The following is an 18,676-nucleotide window of genomic DNA, read 5'->3' as shown; positions in this document are numbered from 1 at the left end:
CCTTTTACAGGGCTTTCTTTTTATTTGGCTCTTTTCCTGATTTTAGATAAAATAACATCAAAACAGTAAAGGTGTGGTCTGATGAAAATATTGGTTTTGGCAGTTCATCCTCATATGGAGACCTCAGTTGTCAATAAGGCGTGGGCTGAGGAATTGAGTAAACACGACAATATCACAGTACGTGATCTTTATAAGGAATACCCGGATGAAGAAATAGATGTTGCGAAGGAACAGCAGCTGTGCGAGGAATACGATCGGATTGTCTTTCAATTCCCGCTATATTGGTACAGCTCTCCGCCGCTCTTGAAAAAATGGCAGGATCTTGTGCTGACTTACGGCTGGGCTTTTGGTTCAGAAGGAAATGCCTTGCATGGCAAGGAGCTGATGCTGGCTGTATCAACAGGGAGCGAAGCGGAAAAATATCAAGCGGGCGGAGCAAATCATTACTCGATCAGTGAGCTATTGAAACCATTTCAGGCCACGAGTAATCTGATCGGCATGAAGTATCTGCCTCCATATGTGTTCTATGGCGTGAATTATGCAGCTGCAGGGGATATTTCTCACAGTGCAAAACGGTTAGCCGAATACATCCAGCAGCCTTTTGTTTAAAATACAGCCCTGTCGAACATACGGCAGGGCTGTATTTGTTTAAAAATCCGGCAGCTCAGACAGGTTATTTTCCTTGATGCCGTCCGGTTCACTTCGCAAAATGTCACGCCCGTATTTATGGAAGACATCAACATGAGCGAGTTTTCCTGATTTTGCTTCTGACAGCGCAGTAGGATAGTCGAGCTCTCTTCCTGTATTGGTTTTCACTGCGATAATATTGTCTTCCTCATTTCTTCTAACCGCAATAATTTCTTCTTTTCCAGATGGAACATTTTCTTGATCGACAGTTGTTTGCCGGGCTTTATACGATTCATATGCTGCTTCAAATTGATCCATATTTACACCTCCGCTTTTTAGCGTGAACAAAAATGTTGATGATCATGTAAGGTTTCGACACAGCATACGACAATATTTCCTGAGAAATATCTTGGGAATGTGACAAATCAATTCATAATAAAAGGGATTCCGCATAAATGCGGAATCCCTCTCAGTTATTTTGTCATGTGTAAATCCTTTGTTTTCATATAACCTGTCGCACCGCCGTAATCAACGAATACCCAATCAAAATCAAAACCGCCTTTATTCGTTTTACTCCAGCCTAAAAAAGAAACGCTTGTGTCTGCTGGAAGAGTCTTAATGCTCTTTCCGTCAGCGGATGTGTATACTTTCGTTTTTGTTTTGGTTTTTACTGTTGTTGCTGCTTTTACAATATAATGAGTGGAGACAAAGCCTGTTTTTCCGTTTTTATAATGAACCTTTGCCCAGTCAGCATTTGAGAAGGAAATCAGCTTTAGGCTATCTCCTAAGTGCAGCGTATCGGCTTTCTGGCTTGATGCGGAAGGCTTCGTTCTGACATTTAGAGCCTCTGCTGATACCAAATAAGAATCATTCGGATAACTGTATAAACCATCAATGCTTACCGTTGTTTCTGGCTGTTGGGCATAGATCGTTCCAGCGCCGCCTGCCGTAGCCGCAGTCATTCCAGCCGCAAGTGCTAATGTTGAAAATAGTTTTGTTGGTTTGTTCATGCCGTTCCTCTCCTCACGTAAGAGAAATAATTCATTCTATATCTCTATTCACGTTATCGCAGGTTCCTAAATATCAGACAATTATTTTTTTGTTTCTAGTTTGAGAGGCGCGGATATTGTTTTTTGCACTTTTTTTTCGTGCAAAATATCATCTGCTGCTTCTGTAGCCAGTTTACCGATTAACTCAGGCTGTTGAGCGACGGTTGCTGACAGCTTTCCGTCTTTAATGGAAGCGAGCGCGTCTTTATTGCCGTCAAAACCGATCACCAATATGTCTTTCCCCGAGCTGTTAATTGCCTCGAGAGCACCGAGCGCCATTTCATCGTTGTGAGCAAAAACAGCTTGGATATCAGGATGTCCCTGCAGCAGGTTTTCCATGACAGTCAGGCCTTTCGTGCGGTCAAAGTCAGCTGATTGTTTTGTGACAACATGGAGCTTTTGGTCTGCGATGTTATGGAATCCTGAGCCGCGTTCCCGTGTGGCAGATGCGCCGGGGACGCCTTCAAGCTCTGCCACCTTTGCTCCTTTTCCAAGTTTGTCGGCAATAAACGCCGCGGCCATTTCACCGCCTTTTACATTATCGGAAGCAAGGTTTCAACTTTTCCTTGTTCGGCAGATCGATCGATTGTTACGACGGGCACACCGACTGCGTTTGCAGATTCTACTGCCGTTGAGATCGCCGAAGAATCAGTCGGGTTGATTAATAATGCATCAACACCTTGCTGAATTAAATCTTCCACGTCACTCGTCTGTTTCGATGAATCATTTTGTGCATCAACAATGATCACTTTCATTCCACGTTTTTCAGCTTCTTTTTCGATACCCTTTTTTAATGAGACAAAAAAAGGATTATTAAGCGTTGAGACGGACAAGCCAATGGTGAATTCCTTTTTGTTCCCCGAGTTTGACGGCTTTGCCCATTGGGGCGGCTCAAGCGAACAGGCGGTTAACAAAAATAATGATAACGTTAAAATGACGGATACAGCCTTTTTCATGTGAAAACCCTCCTATGCTGACTTCTTGCGGTCTAACAATACCGCAATTAAGATGACAATCCCTTTGACAACCAGCTGATAAAATGATGAGACGCCAAGCAGATTAAGCCCGTTATTAAGTGTGCCGATGATCAGCACCCCGATTAACGTGCCAACAATGCGTCCTCGGCCGCCGGAAAGACTTGTTCCGCCTAAGACGACTGCCGCGATAGCATCAAGTTCGTACGATTCCCCCGCAGTCGGCTGGGCCGAATGCAGGCGGGAAGTCAATATGGCACCTGCAAGAGCGGATAAAAGCCCGGCTAAAGAATAGATCATCACTTTCACGCGCGTCACTTTGATGCCTGAAATGAGAGCGGCTTTTTCGTTGCCGCCGATAGCGTACGTTCGGCGGCCGAATGGTGTTTTATGAAGAAGCACCCAAAGGATGACAAAGGCAAGAACCATCGTAATCGCCGGTACAGGAATGCCTAAAAAGTAACCGCGTCCGAACATCTGAAAAGCGTAGTTTGTGCCAAGTCCGGTAATCGGATTTCCATCTGTATACACTAGCGTCAGTCCGCGAAACACAGTCATGGTCGCAAGCGTGGCGATAAAGGGCGCCATTTTTCCTTTAGTAATCAATAATCCGTTGATCATGCCTAGTACGGCACCAATGATACAGCCAAGGATGATCGCGAGAACCGGATCAACACCGGATACAATCATTCCCGCAACTAAAGCACTTGACAGGGCAAGAATAGCGCCGACAGAAAGATCAATGCCGCCTGTCAAAATGACAAAGGTCATCCCGAACGCGATTAATCCGTTAATGGCGACCTGTCGAAGCAGGTTTAAAATATTCAGCGGTTCAAGAAAGCTTGGATTTAAAATAGATACAATGATAACGAGAATAAATAAACCAAGAAACGGGCCGAGTTTTTGCATGACTCCGTCGAAGTGAATCCGTTTTTGTTCTGTTTGCAGTTGTTCCGTTTTCATATTACCGCCCTCCCGTGGCAAGTGTCATAATTCGTTCTTGTGTTGCTTCTCGCGCATGGATTTCTCCGCTGATTCTGCCTTCATGGACAACGATAATCCGATCGCTCATTCCCAGAATTTCAGGCAGCTCTGATGACACCATGATGATAGCGACGCCGCGTTCGGTCAGCTCATTCATCAGCGTATAAATCTCTCGTTTGGCGCCAACATCCACACCTCTGGTTGGCTCATCCAAGATAAGCACTTTCGGTCCGATGCCGATCCACTTGGCTATCACCACTTTTTGCTGGTTTCCACCTGACAAATGGCGTGCGTGCGTTTCCGGTGATGCTGTTTTGATAGTGAGGCGTTTAATTAACAGATCGACAAACTCAGCCTCCCGCTTGTGATCAATGAGCCCCTTTGGTGAGAAGCTGGACAGATTGGGCAGGGCAATATTTTCGCGGATCGAGGTGTCGAGCAGGAGCCCTTCATCCTTGCGATTCTCTGTAATAAAGCCGAGACCTTTTTTCACGGCTTCCTGCGGGTTCTTAATAGCCGTTTTTTTCCCAGCGATCCATATCTCACCCGTGTCCAGCCTGTCAACGCCGAACAGCGCTTTCATCATTTCTGTCCGGCCGGCTCCCATTAATCCTGAAACACCGACGATCTCACCGGAACGCACATAGAAGCTGACATCCTCAAAACTCCCTTTTACGGAGGCATTTTTCACCTCGAATACTTTGTCACCGAGAGAAGGAGTGCGTTTTGGATATCGTTCAGTCAGCTCGCGTCCAACCATTTTTTTGACGACGTCATCAAAATCAGTTTCTGAGATGTTTGTTGTATCTACCGTTTTTCCGTCACGCATGATGGTAATTCTGTCGCAAATTGCAAAAATTTCTTCCATGCGATGCGAAATATAGACAATGGAGACGCCGTTCTTTTTTAACGCTGTAATAATCTCAAAGAGCTTGCTGATTTCACGTTCAGTCAACGCTGCGGTCGGTTCATCCATAATGATGACCTCGGCATTTGTCATAAGCGCCTTTGCGATTTCGATCATTTGCTGCTGTCCGACGGAACATTCGCCGGCTTCTTGATCAAGAGAAAGAGAGACGGAGAGTTTGTCAAATTGCTCTTTTGCTAGCGCTTTCATTTTTCTTGTTTGTAAGACGCCCAGCTTGGAGGATATCTCTTTACCGATAAATAGATTCTCAAGAACGGTCATTTCCGGCCAGATATTCAATTCCTGATGGATAAAGGCTATTCCATGCTGTTCCGATTCTTTTGGATTGGAAAAATACGTTTCGTTTCCGTTTATGCTGATTTGACCTTTATCTGCTTTGTGCAGGCCTGTTAAAATGTTCATAAGCGTGGACTTGCCGGCGCCGTTTTCTCCCATTAACGCGTGAACCTCGCCAGGCATGAGCTGAAAGGAAACGCCTGACAGCACCTGGTTTTTTCCGAATGCTTTATGAATGTCTTTCATTTCAATCTGCATGTTTCGTCCTCCTTTCTAGAAAAGCACACCCGCCTGCAGGATGCAGTTGGCATATGGTGTGAATTCTCCTGTTCTTATGACTGCCTTTGCTTCTTTTGTCAGCAGCTTAAATTCCTCGTGAGAAAGGTATTCAATCTTTTGTTCAGAGAAAAGATTTTCTAGAAATCTCGCATTCTCCTGATTGGATGCTTTTATTTCAGCTGCAGCAATGACTTTTTCGATGACCATCTCGTCAGCGAGCACTGCCGCTGTATCTTGGAAAGCCGGAAGGCCCGGCTTCAGTGAAAGATCAATTTTCAAAACGCCGTCAGGAACCGGCAGTCCGGCATCCGCGATGACAATTTTATCAGTGTGGCCAAGGTCGGCTAAAATCTTGGCAAGATGGCTGTTCAGTATACCGTGTTTTTTCATGACAGCAGCTCCTCTACTTTATTTCTTGTCGGCATTCCGCCTTGGGCACTGAAGGAGCAGACAGAAAGGGAAGCGGCACGATTGGCAAACCGCAATGCGGCTTCAATGTCTTTTCCCTCAGCCAGGGCCACGGCAAATGCTGCGTTAAACGTATCACCGGCTCCGGTTGTATCAACGGGCTCAACAGGGAAGGACGGGATGAGCACTTCTTTGCTGCCAGCTGAATAGCGGACGCCTTGTTTTCCTTCCGTAATAAAGAGCTTTGCCGGATAAATCGCCAGAGCTTCAGAAATGGTAAGCTCAGGGAATAAAATCGAAGCCTCATGTTCATTCGGCGTCAGATAGGTGGCGTGATCAATGGTTTCCTGCTTGAGCGGGCGGGCCGGTGCCGGGTTTAGCATGATCGGGATATCGAGAGAATGGCAGTATTTGCACACCTCATCAACCGTTTCTTCTGGGATTTCCTGCTGAATCAGCACCATATCGACCTTTTCAATCTGTTCAAGCGCTTTTAACGCATACGCTGGGGTGATGTCATCGTTCGCGCCTTTGACAACGACAATGCTGTTGTCGCCTTCAGCAAGCACAATATGAGCGGTTCCGCTTTCCGTATGTGTAACCGGTTCCATATAGTCAGTGCGAACGCCGTTAGCTTTGAGATTATTCAAAATAGCTGTTCCATAATGATCGTCTCCAACCTTGCCGACCATAAACACTTGCGCCCCAAGTCTGGCTGCGGCAACGGCCTGATTTGCTCCTTTGCCGCCCGGCACAGTCTGAAATGACTTGCCAAGAACCGTTTCACCGGCTTTTGGGCGTTTGTCCGAGGTGACCACTAAATCCATAGAACAGCTACCAATCACACAAATATTACGCATCTTAATCTTCCTTTCTTGTCGTCTTTCTTCCTATATAGGTGACAGGCATTTGAATTGCCGTTTCTGCCAGCGGCTGTTTTTTGATGATACCCAAAAGCAGTTTGGCAGCTTCTTTCCCCATATCATATGCGGGCTGTTTAATTGTAGAAAGTGGCGGGAACAGAAGTCCGCTTTGCGGAATGTCATCATAGCCGATAATTTGAATGTCCTCCGGCACGTTTTTTCCGCGCCGCAATGCTTCATGTAAAACGGCAGCGGCTTGAATATCATTACTCGCAATTACACCATCTGTCGCTGGATAAGCGGCAAACAGCTCCTTCGCCATCGATTGTGCATCTTTAATAGAAAATGAAGCGGTCTCAATGACCTGAAACTCAACTTCAGCCTGCTTTAAGATTTCCAAAGCGCCATTAAAGCGGTCTTGAGCAGTCGGCAGGTGAGCGGGTCCTCTCAAGAGCGTAATGCGCTGGCTTTTTCCGTGAATGATAGCCTGGGCGGCTAACTTTCCTCCTGTATAGCCGTCACTGGACACAGAAGGAGCCCCTTCAAGTGTTCTGTCCAGAAAAACAACTGGATAATTCATGCCGCTGTATTCCTCGAGATCCGGGTAATTCGTTGCGGCAATAATGCCTGCGACATGATTTTGCTTAAAGGTTTGAAGGTATTCAAGTTCTTTTTTCAATTCCTCGTCACTGTTGCCGAAAATAAGGCGATAGCCTTCCCGGTTCAATTCATCCTCCGCACCGCGGGCAAGCTGAGGGAAGAAAGGGTTTGTGATATCCGGGAGCAAAAGTCCGATCAGTCGGGATTCTCTTTTATATAGAGATCTGGCGACTTCATTCGGGTAATAGTTCAGCTTCGCCATCGCCGCTATGACACGCGTTCGCGTTTCTTCGTGTACATAGCCGTTATCATTCAGGACGCGGGAAACCGTCGCAACTGAAACGCCCGCCGCTCCGGCGACATCTTTAATATCATGAACAATCCGAAGTTAGCAATAAAAATATCAAAAGAAATCTAATTGTAAATTGTATATATAATTGAAAAAATTAAGGTTTTCACTCTTTTTTTGACAAAGTCTTCACAAATATGGATGAAGATTTCTTGAACAAATATTAAGTTTTATTAAAATTGTTTCAAAGTCATGCGTTTAGACCTGTAAATGGTGAGAAACAGAAAAGACTATCATCCCAGAAAATGTTTAATTATGTTAGAGAATTCGGACTCGTATGTTTAGCGTTTTCATCTCGAACCTCCTTAGTCATTTTGGAATGGGCCTAATATTGCTTATTCCATGCAGAAAGGATGACATTATGACCTTGTCCTTAAGACAGGATAAAATTATTTTGTGTTCATAAGAACCGGAAACACGCATGATAGCAGGAAATGCTTGATAACACAGGCTGAAAAAAAGATTGATTTGAAATGCATATTAAATACAAACAGCAGGGTGTGACTATACGTCCAGAAGGATATCAGGAGAAAAATGAAAGCGCATTCTCTTTGATTTTTTTTAAAAGTGATAAGGTATAAGTCCTGCTGTTTTCCAAAAATAGAAAACAGTTTGTAGGTATAAAATCTCTTTCAAAAGAGAAGTTTGGCTTAGTCGATTAGGGAAGATTATGTTACATAATGCCGATTGAGAATTCATAGTGATTCTATATACTGATGAATGAATTTACAACAATATAGAAGGAGATGTCGAAAAGCAATGTGGTTACTCATTATAGCCTGTGCTGTCATACTGGTCATCGGAATATTAGAAAAACGACGACATCAGAAAAACATTGATGCCCTCCCTGTTCGGGTGAATATTAACGGCATCCGCGGAAAATCGACTGTGACAAGGCTGACAACCGGAATATTAATAGAAGCCGGTTACAAGACTGTTGGAAAAACAACAGGAACAGATGCAAGAATGATTTACTGGGACACACCGGAGGAAAAGCCGATTAAACGGAAACCTCAGGGGCCGAATATCGGAGAGCAAAAAGAAGTCATGAGAGAAACAGTAGAAAGAGGGGCTAACGCGATTGTCAGTGAATGCATGGCTGTTAACCCAGATTATCAAATCATCTTTCAGGAAGAACTTCTGCAGGCCAATATCGGCGTCATTGTGAATGTTTTAGAAGACCATATGGATGTCATGGGGCCGACGCTTGATGAAATTGCAGAAGCGTTTACCGCTACAATTCCTTATAATGGCCATCTTGTCATTACAGATAGTGAATATACCGAGTTCTTTAAACAAAAAGCAAAAGAACGAAACACAAAAGTCATCATTGCTGATAACTCAAAAATTACAGATGAGTATTTACGTAAATTTGAATACATGGTATTCCCTGATAACGCTTCTTTGGCGCTGGGTGTGGCTCAAGCACTCGGCATTGACGAAGAAACAGCATTTAAGGGAATGCTGAATGCGCCGCCAGATCCGGGAGCAATGAGAATTCTTCCGCTGATCAGTCCGAGCGAGCCTGGGCACTTTGTTAATGGGTTTGCCGCAAACGACGCTTCTTCTACTTTGAATATATGGAAACGTGTAAAAGAAATCGGTTACCCGACCGATGATCCGATCATCATCATGAACTGCCGCGCAGACCGTGTCGATCGGACACAGCAATTCGCAAATGACGTATTGCCTTATATTGAAGCAAGTGAACTGATCTTAATCGGTGAAACAACAGAACCGATCGTAAAAGCCTACGAAGAAGGCAAAATTCCTGCAGACAAACTGCATGATCTAGAGTATAAGTCAACAGATGAAATTATGGAATTGTTAAAGAAAAGAATGCACAACCGTGTCATATATGGGGTCGGCAATATTCATGGTGCCGCAGAGCCTTTAATTGAAAAAATCCACGAATACAAGGTAAAGCAGCTCGTAAGCTAGGGGGAAATGCAAACATGTTCGGATCAGATTTATACATCGCACTAATTTTAGGTGTACTACTCAGTTTAATTTTTGCGGAAAAAACAGGGATCGTGCCGGCAGGACTTGTTGTACCGGGATATTTAGGACTTGTGTTTAATCAGCCGGTCTTTATTTTACTTGTTTTGCTAGTGAGCTTGCTCACTTATGTTATTGTGAAATACGGTTTATCCAAATTTATGATTTTGTACGGACGCAGAAAATTCGCTGCCATGCTGATAACAGGGATCGTCCTAAAAATCGCGTTTGATTTTCTATACCCGATTGTACCATTTGAAATCGCAGAATTTCGAGGAATCGGCATCATCGTGCCAGGTTTAATTGCCAATACCATTCAGAAACAAGGTTTAACCATTACGTTCGGAAGCACGCTGCTATTGAGCGGAGCGACCTTTGCTATCATGTTTGTTTACTACTTAATTTAATGTAAGGTGTGTCAAACGATGAAAAAAGAACTGAGCTTTCATGAAAAGCTGCTAAAGCTGACAAAACAGCAAAAAAAGAAAACCAATAAGCACGTATTTATTGCCATTCCGATCGTTTTTGTCCTTATGTTCGCTTTCATGTGGGCGGGAAAAGCGGAAACGCCGAAGGTCAAAACGTATTCTGACGACGTACTCTCAGCCTCATTTGTAGGCGATATTATGATGGGACGCTATGTTGAAAAAGTAACGGAGCAAAAAGGGGCAGACAGTATTTTTCAATATGTTGAACCGATCTTTAGAGCCTCGGATTATGTAGCAGGAAACTTTGAAAACCCGGTAACCTATCAAAAGAATTATAAACAAGCAGATAAAGAGATTCATCTGCAGACGAATAAGGAATCAGTGAAAGTCTTGAAGGATATGAATTTCACGGTTCTCAACAGCGCCAACAACCACGCAATGGATTACGGCGTTCAGGGCATGAAAGATACGCTTGGAGAATTTGCGAAGCAAAATCTTGATATCGTTGGAGCGGGATACAGCTTAAGTGATGCGAAAAAGAAAATTTCGTACCAGAAAGTCAACGGGGTAACGATTGCGACGCTTGGCTTTACCGATGTGTCCGGGAAAGGTTTCGCGGCTAAAAAGAATACGCCGGGCGTGCTGCCCGCAGATCCTGAAATCTTCATCCCTATGATTTCAGAAGCGAAAAAACATGCGGACATTGTTGTTGTGCAGTCACACTGGGGACAAGAGTATGACAATGATCCAAATGACCGCCAGCGCCAGCTTGCAAGAGCCATGTCTGATGCGGGAGCTGACATCATCGTCGGCCATCACCCGCACGTCTTAGAACCGATTGAAGTATATAACGGAACCGTCATTTTCTACAGCCTCGGCAACTTTGTCTTTGACCAGGGCTGGACGAGAACAAGAGACAGTGCACTGGTTCAGTATCACCTGAAGAAAAATGGAACAGGACGCTTTGAAGTGACACCGATCGATATCCATGAAGCGACACCTGTGCCTGTGAAAAAAGACAGCCTTAAAAAGAAAACCATTATTCGCGAACTGACGAAAGACTCTAATTTCGCTTGGAAAGTAGAAGACGGAAAACTGACGTTTGATATTGATCATAGTGACAAACTAAAATCTAAATAATCGGAGTGATAAAGATGAAATTTGTCAAAGCCATCTGGCCGTTTGTTGCCGTAGCCATCGTGTTCATGTTTATGTCAGCTTTTAAATTCAATGATCAGCTGACAGATCAGGAAAAACAGAAGATTGATATGGAAATGAATAAAATCCAACAGCAGGAAGAACCGGTAAACGCCAATAAATAATTCAAAAAAGAGAGTGTCTGAGGAGACACTCTCTTTTTATTTGCCCAGCATATTCATTCTGTAAAAATATTAAAAAGTCTCTTAACATATTCAAAAAAATACCGATGTTAAAACTGCAAAAAGAGGAGGAGATAATAAAAGTGAACACACTGGCAAACTGGAAGAAGTTTTTGCTTGTGGCGGTTATCATTTGTTTTTTGGTTCCAATTATGACAAAAGCGGAGATTGCGGAAGCTGATACATCATCAGAATTGATTGTCAGCGAAGCAAAAAACCTGCTTGGATATCAGTATAAATATGGCGGGGAAACGCCGAAAGAGGGTTTCGATCCATCAGGATTGATACAATATGTGTTCAGTAAGGCTGATATTCATCTGCCGAGATCTGTAAACGACCAGTATAAAATCGGAACAGCTGTAAAGCCGGAAAACCTGAAGCCGGGTGATATTTTGTTTTTCAAGAAAGAGGGAAGCACCGGCACTGTTCCGACACATGACGCCCTTTATATCGGAGACGGCCAAATGGTTCACAGTACACAGTCAAAAGGGGTTATCATCACCAATTACAAAAAAAGCAGCTATTGGAGCGGAACTTATATCGGGGCGAGACGAATCGCTGCCGATCCGGCAACGGCTGATGTTCCTGTCGTTCAGGAGGCCGAAAAATATATCGGTGTCCCATATGTGTTTGGCGGAAGCACGCCGTCAGAGGGCTTTGATTGCTCGGGGCTTGTGCAATATGTGTTTCAACAGGCACTTGGCATTTATCTGCCGCGATCAGCAGAACAGCAGTGGGCAGTGGGCGAGAAGGTAGCCCCTCAGAACATAAAGCCTGGTGATGTCGTCTATTTCAGCAATACGTATAAAACGGGAATTTCACATGCAGGCATTTATGCGGGCGCAGGCAGGTTCATCCAGGCAAGCCGGTCAGAAAAAGTAACCATTTCCTATTTGTCAGAGGATTACTGGAAATCGAAGATGACGGGTATTCGCCGATTTGACAACCTGACAATCCCGAAAGAAAATCCGATTGTTTCCGAAGCGACGCTTTATGTCGGAGAAGTGCCTTACAAACAGGGCGGAGTAACACCTGAGACAGGATTTGATACAGCTGGATTTGTCCAATATGTCTACCAGAAAGCAGCTGGTATTTCACTGCCTCGATACGCAACAAGCCAGTACAATGCCGGAACTAAGATTGAGAAGGCGGACCTGAAGCCGGGAGACATTGTGTTCTTTCAATCAACAAGCTTAAATCCCTCCATCTATATCGGAAACGGACAAGTTGTTCATGTCACATTATCAAACGGCGTGACCATCACCAATATGAACACGAGCACATATTGGAAGGATAAATACGCAGGAAGTATACGGGTGCAATAAAAGAAAAAGACTCCAATCTTGATATTATCCCCTCTAAGTAGACAGTGTAAAAAGCCCGCTTTTCAAAAGTGGCTGTTACACTATACGTGGAGGGGATTTTTTATGGCGAGAAAAGGGCAACACTTTCAGCACTATACGAAAGAATTTAAGATGAAAGCTGTCAAAATGTACGAGGAAGGAAACAAAAGCTATAACACGTTAGCTGAAGAATTAGGGCTTCGAAGTTCAACCCAGCTCAAAAATTGGGTGAAAACATATCGGGAAGGCAAGTCTTTTGATGATCAAAGGGGAAAAGATACAAAGTCAGACAATCCTTTTATTGGACGCCCTAAAACAACGTTTAAAAGTGTTGAGGAAGAACGAGATTATTTAAAGGCACAGGTCGAATACCTAAAAAAGCGCTATCCAAATCTGCATGGGGAGGACGGATTTTGAAGGCAGCACGATTTGAAGCTGTTCACGAATTGAAGGACCGTTATCCGATTACATGGCTGGTATGTATCGCCAAAGTGTCACGGTCAGGGTACTATAAATGGCGCAAGGCTCAAAGGTTTCGAATGGCAAGGCAACAGAGAGATCAGATCATAAAAGAGCACATCATGGCGATTCATCATTCACGCCCTTTCTATGGCTATCCTCGGATTACTGTCGCTTTAAAGAAAGAAGGTTTCTGCGTCAACCATAAGCGTGTTTACAGATTGATGAGAGAGATGAACATCCACTCGATTATTCGAAAAAAGCGTCGTTATTTTGGAAGAAAGGCATCGGTTGTCCTGCCAAACCGGCTTAACCGAGAATTTCAAACCAATCAGCCTAATCAGTTATATGTAACCGATATTACCTATATTGCTTGCGGACAACGATTCTATTATCTTTCTGCAGTACAAGATCTTTACAACAATGAGGTTGTCGCATGGAAACTGTCAAAGCGAAATGATCTTGAACTGGTGATGAAAACAGTGGAAAGTTTAACAGCTCAACGGGATGTCCAAGGGGCCATTCTCCACTCTGATCAAGGATTCCAATACACAACAAAAGCATATCAAAAGCGACTTGAAACCGTTGGTTTGAAGGGCAGCCATTCCCGTAAGGGAAACTGCCTGGATAACGCCTGTATCGAATCATTTTTCTCGCACCTCAAAACAGAGAATACATACTTTTCTTCATGCCAAACTGAAAAAGAGCTCCACAAAAGCATTAAAGATTACATCCAGTTCTATAATCACGAACGATTCCAGAAAAAATTAAACCAGTGTGCTCCGGTAGAATACCGTAACACACTGGTTGCTTAGGCTTTTTATGGCTGTCTACTTGACAGGGGTAAGACCATCTCTGGAGTCTTTTCTTTATGCATATTGTCCTGAAAGAAGCTGGTCTATAAAGTAGGCCACACCATTTTCATCATTGCTTTTTGTGACAAAGGTGCTTTTTTCTTTTAATTCATCAATCGCATTTTCCATGGCGATACGGTGTCCGGCGACTTCAAACATGGACAAATCGTTTGGACTATCGCCGATCGCATAGATATCCTGTGTTTCAATTCCGTATATGTCCGCCAGCTTTGTTAACGCGCGTCCTTTTCCTGACGAGGCCGGCAGGATTTCGATAATATGTTTTCCTGAAGAGGTTTGCGCCAGTTTTTTATGATGCTTCAGTTCTTCCTTCGCTTGTTTCAGCTTGTCCATATCAAAGGAGAAGCAAAGAAGCTTATAAATGTTTTCACCGCCGTCAAAAACCGATTCGATATGAGGAATTGGTTTAATGCCAAACTGTTTGAATTGAGTCATGGCTCCTTGCCACAAGTCATCCGTCTGCTTGTTTGGGTTTGCGCTCTTTAGAATGTCAAGCTCCGCGTGCAGCTTAGCTTCGCCGTCAAAAGGAGATAGCAGATGGTCATCTGTATATACCTCAAAGTAAATGTTTTTTGAAAGTAAGTAATCAGCAATCGCTTTACCGGCTTCCTGATCCATTAATGTCCGGCTGATCAAACGGTAACCCGTGTCGTGGATCGTACCGCCATTAGCTGCAATGATAGGGATGTCCAAGTCATCCAGCAGCGCTTTTACATCAAATGTCGCTCTTCCCGTGCAAATGGTGACGAGGATGCCGGCATCAACGGCCCGCTTGATCGCCTCTCTGTTTTCCGCAGAAATGACGCTTTCTTTATTCAGTAATGTTCCGTCTAGATCAATCGCAATACATTTCATATGTAGGGGAACCTCCTTAAAAATGAAGCTGCTTCGTGTAGTATGTTCAGCTTGCCTGTGAAACATAATCCATATAAATTAAGGCTAAACGTTACTTTGATAATTTTCAACAAGGAAATATGTAAAACGGGATGGCGTAATCGCCATCCCGTTCATTATACACCTAAATCGTTTTGCAGCTCTTTTTTAACTTCCTGCAGCTTTTGCTGATTCAATTTGAAATAATAGACTCCGGCAGGTTCATAATCATAACCCGTCAGCTGAATAGACTCAACTGATTTCAATGAAGTGATGAACGGGAACAGGCCGATGGCATCTTTAAGGGATAAGTTCATTTTTAAATTTTGCCCCATCGTATCCACAATATCATCATAAGCCGGAATTGAGCTTAATGATTTTGATTTATCTATAATGGCGCTCAGCACTTCCATTTGTCTTTGCCCGCGTAAAAGGTCACTGTCCGCTTTACGTGTTCTTACGTAAGCGAGCGCTTCTTCCCCATCAAGCGTATGTGTTCCTTTTTGAAGAACGACTTTACCTTTTGTATCTTTTTTGATTTGCTGAATGACTTTATCGCTTTTTACTGTTACTTTGACGCCATTTAATTCGTTTACGACGTCTTCAAAAGCCGTGAAATTGCTTTCTACGACATAATCGACGGGAATATCCAGCATTTCTTCAACTGTTTTCACAGTCAAGTCAACACCGCCGTAAGCGTGAGCATGTGTGAATTTATCATACCCGTGGCCTGGAATGTTTACATAGGCGTCACGCGGAATGCTCAGCATTTTAGCTGTTTTTTCTTTCCGATTAAATGTAACCAGCACATTCGCGTCACTTCTTGCCTGATCGACGGTCTCGCCGTTTTTCTCCCTGGCATCAATTCCTAAGAGCAATACAGAAAAAGAATCTTTTCCAGGATCAAATTCTTTGATCCGTTTTACAGATTGTTCTCCGCGTGCAAGGCTGACGTGAGCTTCCTTAGAAGCATTGTTCAGCTTTACAAAAGCATAGGCGCCGACAGAGCCTGCCGCAATGACTAAAAAAGCCATTAATCCGGCAACAACTTTCACCCATTTTTTTAGTTTTCTCTTTTTCTTTCTGCGCTGTGATCGTTCTTCCATATATCAATACCTCACGTTTCTTTAATATTTGAAGCGTACCATTCTATTTGCCATGGGGCAACTACTCGAAAGACATTTTTCGATAAATATTCCTATATTTATAAGTTCTTGTTTTTGAAAATTGATAACGATGATGTGCTGAATCACCTTATATTGGACGCCGCAGCAGGTAAAATGTTTCGGCGACATTGAAAAAATATAAGTAAATGATTGGAAAACTCATGATCAACAAAATAAAAAGGTTTAATGACCAGAAAAAGAGGCTAAAAGATTTCTAAAAAAATCCCACAGACAATGTCATTGCAGCTGATGGAGAAAGGGAGTCATTTTTATGAAAAAGCAGTCAAATATATGGCTTTATTTTTTCGGAGCTCTTGGAGGCGCGTTATATGGCTATGATACCGGAGTGATTTCCGGAGCTATTTTATTTATGAAAAAGGAGTTAGGATTGAATGCGTTTACAGAAGGTCTTGTTGTCAGCTCCTTACTGGTTGGGGCGATACTAGGCTCGGGAGCGGCCGGCAAGCTGACTGACCGTTTCGGAAGAAAAAAAGCAATTATGACGGCCGCGCTGTTGTTTTGTATAGGCGGTCTTGGTGTGGCACTGGCCCCAAATACGGGAGTCATGGTGCTGTTTCGCATCATTTTGGGACTTGCAGTCGGAACATCTACAACAATCGTGCCGCTTTATTTATCTGAACTGGCGCCAAAGCATAAGCGCGGGGCGCTGTCATCACTGAATCAGCTGATGATCACGGTCGGCATCCTTCTTTCTTATATTGTCAATTACATATTTGCCGATGCTGAAGCGTGGCGCTGGATGCTTGGATTGGCTGCTGTACCGTCACTGCTCCTGCTCATTGGCATTTTGTTTATGCCGGAGAGCCCGCGGTGGCTGTTCACGAATGGCGAAGAAAACAAAGCGAAGAAAATTCTTGAAAAGTTGCGTGGCACAACAGATATTGATCAGGAAATACATGATATAAAAGAAGCGGAAAAGCAGGATGAAGGCGGCCTGAAGGAGCTGTTCGATCCATGGGTGCGCCCAGCCCTGATTGCCGGTTTGGGATTGGCATTTTTGCAGCAATTTATCGGAACGAATACGATCATCTACTATGCGCCAAAAACCTTTACAAACGTCGGATTCGGAAACTCCGCTTCAATTTTAGGAACGGTCGGAATCGGCACAGTCAATGTTGTCATGACATTAGTAGCGATTAAAATCATCGACAAGATTGGAAGAAAGCCTTTACTGCTATTCGGGAATGCGGGAATGGTGATCAGCTTGATCGTTCTCGCTTTAGTAAATCTCTTTTTCGATAACACTCCGGCTGCCTCATGGACGACCGTCATTTGTTTAGGCGTGTTTATCGTTGTCTTTGCGGTCAGCTGGGGACCGGTTGTATGGGTGATGCTTCCTGAATTGTTCCCGCTTCATGTCAGAGGAATCGGGACCGGTGTTTCGACCTTAATGTTGCACGTTGGGACACTGATTGTTTCACTAACCTATCCAATATTAATGGAAGCGATCGGAATCAGTTATTTATTCCTGATTTATGCCGCGATCGGTATCATGGCGTTCTTATTTGTCCGATTTAAAGTGACAGAGACAAAGGGAAAAAGCCTTGAAGAAATTGAGCAGGATTTACGGGACAAAAACGGACAGGGAGGATCAGCCGGAAAACAGCAGACTGTCGGAACATAAAAAAGGGTGCGCGATCATGCGCACCCTTTTGATTGCTTACTTTCCCACCGTGCCAAAGTTAATGATTTTAAAAGAAATATCGTACTTAAAATCAGCCTCAGAAAATATTTCATCCCAATGCCCTTTTACTTTATTCCAGTAGTCAGGGTGTTGAATCCTTATGTGGTCTGATAAAAAGACCGGATCGGTTTTATACTCGTGCTGCAGTTTATCCATCACCTGCTTTACATCTCGTTCAAGCTTTTTTTCAAAAATGTTTTCCAGCCTGTGCAAATAACTTTTGCTGAACGAGTTTTCATTCGGGTTTTGGTCTTCTGTCAGGATGCCCTTCGTTTTAACAGAAATATGAAAGACCGGCTTTCCGTTTTCAATGACCGGCTTAATTTTCGTTTTCGACTTTTTAATTTCAAACGTAATCGGATGTCCTTTATCTGTCGTTGGCATGACACCGCCTTGGATCGTCCCCATGACCCATGTCAGTGTTTGGGTTTCATCAGCTGAAAGAAACCCAACGAGTTTATTGCTGCCCCTTTTGATAATGCCTGCTCCGTCATACTTGGCTTTTCCCTTTTGGTTTTTCACGGCTTGAATAAGATAACTGTACCCGTTCTGAGAGTATATAGATGCTCTGCCGATGCGCAGCGGTATCATAATCTTACCGTTATATCCGCTGTGAGTTGTCAAATCAATCAGTTTTTCTGAGGGCATCGGCTGCTGCTGATTGGGGTTTCCTTTTGTGAAAACATCAGCTACATTCCCTCTGGCTGCCATCAAATAGCTGCTTCGCCGCAGCTCATCATCCCGGATAAAGTGGTTGAGGACTTGGTCTACATTTTGATTCCTCATCAGTTTTTCTCCCAGAAGAATGACTTTTAAATGATCGCTATAAACAGGAGGGTCCTTGATGGATACATCACTGACTGCTTCCAGAATCGTTTTCCCGTGGGACGTCACATTGACAAATTCGGGTTTTCCGGATGCTTGGCTGTCTTCGCTTTGGGGAAGAAGGTTTTGATACGTCAGTTTGTACTGGTGATCATCTGTCTCATCGATCGCCAGCCCTCTGGCGAAGGATAGTTGCTCGATATCTTTGACATCCCAGCACCCGCAGAGGACCAGCAGCATAAGAAACATGACTGCGAGTTTTGTTGCTGTTTTCATTGCAGCTGACTC

The 18,676-nt window shown here is 43.7% G+C and carries 18 protein-coding genes and 1 pseudogene; 8 read left to right on the top strand and 11 right to left on the bottom strand.

What is annotated here, in order from left to right:
* Positions 1-81 precede the first annotated feature (81 nt).
* The gene (locus NSQ09_RS02885; protein ID WP_017696598.1) at positions 82-609 is read left to right on the top strand and encodes an NAD(P)H-dependent oxidoreductase; all 528 of its coding nucleotides are present in this window, start codon (positions 82-84) and stop codon (positions 607-609) included.
* A 39-nt stretch (positions 610-648) separates the two neighbouring features.
* Here the strand turns inward: NSQ09_RS02885 and NSQ09_RS02880 are convergent, their stop codons facing one another.
* From NSQ09_RS02880 to NSQ09_RS02845, 8 genes and pseudogenes are all read right to left on the bottom strand, one after another.
* Positions 649-945: a DUF3892 domain-containing protein gene (locus NSQ09_RS02880; protein ID WP_003227867.1), complete on the bottom strand. Its 297-nt coding sequence runs from the start codon at positions 943-945 to the stop codon at positions 649-651.
* Positions 946-1,100: 155 nt separating this feature from the next.
* Positions 1,101-1,637: an SH3 domain-containing protein gene (locus tag NSQ09_RS02875; protein WP_341030554.1), complete on the bottom strand. Its 537-nt coding sequence runs from the start codon at positions 1,635-1,637 to the stop codon at positions 1,101-1,103.
* Positions 1,638-1,718: 81 nt separating this feature from the next.
* Positions 1,719-2,632, bottom strand: a pseudogene (rbsB, locus tag NSQ09_RS02870) (ribose ABC transporter substrate-binding protein RbsB).
* Between the two features lie 12 nt (positions 2,633-2,644).
* Positions 2,645-3,613 (bottom strand): ribose ABC transporter permease RbsC, encoded by a 969-nt coding sequence (rbsC, locus tag NSQ09_RS02865; RefSeq protein ID WP_003227873.1) that lies wholly within the window; start codon positions 3,611-3,613, stop codon positions 2,645-2,647.
* Position 3,614: 1 nt separating this feature from the next.
* Positions 3,615-5,096: a ribose ABC transporter ATP-binding protein RbsA gene (rbsA, locus tag NSQ09_RS02860; RefSeq protein ID WP_341030553.1), complete on the bottom strand. Its 1,482-nt coding sequence runs from the start codon at positions 5,094-5,096 to the stop codon at positions 3,615-3,617.
* A 15-nt stretch (positions 5,097-5,111) separates the two neighbouring features.
* On the bottom strand, positions 5,112-5,507 hold the full coding sequence (gene rbsD, locus NSQ09_RS02855; protein ID WP_017696602.1) for a D-ribose pyranase: 396 nt from the start codon (positions 5,505-5,507) through the stop codon (positions 5,112-5,114).
* On the bottom strand, positions 5,504-6,385 hold the full coding sequence (rbsK, locus tag NSQ09_RS02850) for a ribokinase (protein ID WP_017696603.1): 882 nt from the start codon (positions 6,383-6,385) through the stop codon (positions 5,504-5,506). Before rbsK ends, rbsD begins: the two co-directional genes overlap by 4 nt.
* A 1-nt stretch (position 6,386) precedes the next feature.
* Positions 6,387-7,358: a LacI family DNA-binding transcriptional regulator gene (locus NSQ09_RS02845; protein ID WP_445291719.1), complete on the bottom strand. Its 972-nt coding sequence runs from the start codon at positions 7,356-7,358 to the stop codon at positions 6,387-6,389.
* 738 nt (positions 7,359-8,096) lie between these two features.
* On the opposite strand from NSQ09_RS02845, the gene pgsB reads away from it, so the two are divergent.
* The 6 genes from pgsB to NSQ09_RS02815 all read left to right on the top strand — a co-directional run bounded on the left by pgsB (position 8,097) and on the right by NSQ09_RS02815 (position 13,759).
* Positions 8,097-9,278: a poly-gamma-glutamate synthase PgsB gene (gene pgsB, locus NSQ09_RS02840; protein ID WP_003227883.1), complete on the top strand. Its 1,182-nt coding sequence runs from the start codon at positions 8,097-8,099 to the stop codon at positions 9,276-9,278.
* A 14-nt stretch (positions 9,279-9,292) separates the two neighbouring features.
* Complete coding sequence (pgsC, locus tag NSQ09_RS02835) at positions 9,293-9,742, top strand: poly-gamma-glutamate biosynthesis protein PgsC (protein ID WP_003227889.1); 450 nt, start codon at positions 9,293-9,295, stop codon at positions 9,740-9,742.
* A gap of 18 nt (positions 9,743-9,760) precedes the next feature.
* Positions 9,761-10,903: a capsular polyglutamate synthetase PgsA gene (gene pgsA / locus NSQ09_RS02830; protein WP_017696605.1), complete on the top strand. Its 1,143-nt coding sequence runs from the start codon at positions 9,761-9,763 to the stop codon at positions 10,901-10,903.
* Positions 10,904-10,917: 14 nt separating this feature from the next.
* Positions 10,918-11,085 carry an extrachromosomal elements maintenance protein EdmS gene (edmS, locus tag NSQ09_RS02825; RefSeq protein WP_003227896.1) on the top strand — a complete coding sequence of 56 codons (168 nt, stop codon included), beginning with the start codon at positions 10,918-10,920 and terminating at the stop codon, positions 11,083-11,085.
* A gap of 140 nt (positions 11,086-11,225) precedes the next feature.
* On the top strand, positions 11,226-12,467 hold the full coding sequence (gene pgdS, locus NSQ09_RS02820; RefSeq protein WP_003242751.1) for a gamma-DL-glutamyl hydrolase: 1,242 nt from the start codon (positions 11,226-11,228) through the stop codon (positions 12,465-12,467).
* A 102-nt stretch (positions 12,468-12,569) separates the two neighbouring features.
* Positions 12,570-13,759, top strand: a protein-coding gene (locus tag NSQ09_RS02815) for an IS3 family transposase (protein WP_087614167.1) whose coding sequence is annotated in 2 segments (ribosomal slippage) — positions 12,570-12,870 and positions 12,870-13,759 — 1,191 coding nt in all. Because the reading frame shifts where the segments join, the coding sequence is not laid out codon by codon here.
* A gap of 54 nt (positions 13,760-13,813) precedes the next feature.
* On the opposite strand, the gene ywtE is transcribed toward NSQ09_RS02815, so the two are convergent.
* Together ywtE and tagT are read right to left on the bottom strand one after the other, a co-directional pair.
* Positions 13,814-14,674: a 5-amino-6-(5-phospho-D-ribitylamino)uracil phosphatase YwtE gene (ywtE, locus tag NSQ09_RS02810; protein WP_017697353.1), complete on the bottom strand. Its 861-nt coding sequence runs from the start codon at positions 14,672-14,674 to the stop codon at positions 13,814-13,816.
* A 155-nt stretch (positions 14,675-14,829) separates the two neighbouring features.
* On the bottom strand, positions 14,830-15,798 hold the full coding sequence (gene tagT / locus NSQ09_RS02805) for a polyisoprenyl-teichoic acid--peptidoglycan teichoic acid transferase TagT (RefSeq protein ID WP_003243404.1): 969 nt from the start codon (positions 15,796-15,798) through the stop codon (positions 14,830-14,832).
* A gap of 331 nt (positions 15,799-16,129) precedes the next feature.
* Here tagT and NSQ09_RS02800 point away from each other — a divergent pair, with 331 nt between their 5' ends.
* Entirely contained in the window at positions 16,130-17,503 is a 1,374-nt protein-coding gene (locus NSQ09_RS02800) for a sugar porter family MFS transporter (protein WP_017697351.1), read from the top strand.
* 36 nt (positions 17,504-17,539) lie between these two features.
* Here NSQ09_RS02800 and gerBC read toward each other — a convergent pair whose 3' ends face one another.
* Positions 17,540-18,664, bottom strand: coding sequence for a spore germination protein GerBC (gerBC, locus tag NSQ09_RS02795; RefSeq protein ID WP_341030545.1), 1,125 nt, complete (start codon positions 18,662-18,664; stop codon positions 17,540-17,542).
* Positions 18,665-18,676 lie beyond the last annotated feature (12 nt).

It is taken from the genome of Bacillus sp. FSL W8-1202 (assembly GCF_038006165.1).
In the GTDB taxonomy this organism is placed as follows: Bacteria; Bacillota; Bacilli; order Bacillales; family Bacillaceae; genus Bacillus; species Bacillus subtilis.
This window is presented reverse-complemented; position numbering and strand designations above follow the sequence as displayed.

Excerpts from the sequence above, each read along its gene's own strand:
- NSQ09_RS02885 (WP_017696598.1), top strand. The coding sequence starts at position 82 with ATGAAAATATTGGTTTTGGCAGTTCATCCTCATATGGAGACCTCAGTT.
- NSQ09_RS02880 (WP_003227867.1), bottom strand. The coding sequence starts at position 945 with ATGGATCAATTTGAAGCAGCATATGAATCGTATAAAGCCCGGCAAACA.
- NSQ09_RS02875 (WP_341030554.1), bottom strand. The coding sequence starts at position 1,637 with ATGAACAAACCAACAAAACTATTTTCAACATTAGCACTTGCGGCTGGA.
- rbsC (WP_003227873.1), bottom strand. The coding sequence starts at position 3,613 with ATGAAAACGGAACAACTGCAAACAGAACAAAAACGGATTCACTTCGAC.
- rbsA (WP_341030553.1), bottom strand. The coding sequence starts at position 5,096 with ATGCAGATTGAAATGAAAGACATTCATAAAGCATTCGGAAAAAACCAG.
- rbsD (WP_017696602.1), bottom strand. The coding sequence starts at position 5,507 with ATGAAAAAACACGGTATACTGAACAGCCATCTTGCCAAGATTTTAGCC.
- rbsK (WP_017696603.1), bottom strand. The coding sequence starts at position 6,385 with ATGCGTAATATTTGTGTGATTGGTAGCTGTTCTATGGATTTAGTGGTC.
- pgsB (WP_003227883.1), top strand. The coding sequence starts at position 8,097 with ATGTGGTTACTCATTATAGCCTGTGCTGTCATACTGGTCATCGGAATA.
- pgsC (WP_003227889.1), top strand. The coding sequence starts at position 9,293 with ATGTTCGGATCAGATTTATACATCGCACTAATTTTAGGTGTACTACTC.
- pgsA (WP_017696605.1), top strand. The coding sequence starts at position 9,761 with ATGAAAAAAGAACTGAGCTTTCATGAAAAGCTGCTAAAGCTGACAAAA.
- edmS (WP_003227896.1), top strand. The coding sequence starts at position 10,918 with ATGAAATTTGTCAAAGCCATCTGGCCGTTTGTTGCCGTAGCCATCGTG.
- ywtE (WP_017697353.1), bottom strand. The coding sequence starts at position 14,674 with ATGAAATGTATTGCGATTGATCTAGACGGAACATTACTGAATAAAGAA.
- tagT (WP_003243404.1), bottom strand. The coding sequence starts at position 15,798 with ATGGAAGAACGATCACAGCGCAGAAAGAAAAAGAGAAAACTAAAAAAA.
- NSQ09_RS02800 (WP_017697351.1), top strand. The coding sequence starts at position 16,130 with ATGAAAAAGCAGTCAAATATATGGCTTTATTTTTTCGGAGCTCTTGGA.
- gerBC (WP_341030545.1), bottom strand. The coding sequence starts at position 18,664 with ATGAAAACAGCAACAAAACTCGCAGTCATGTTTCTTATGCTGCTGGTC.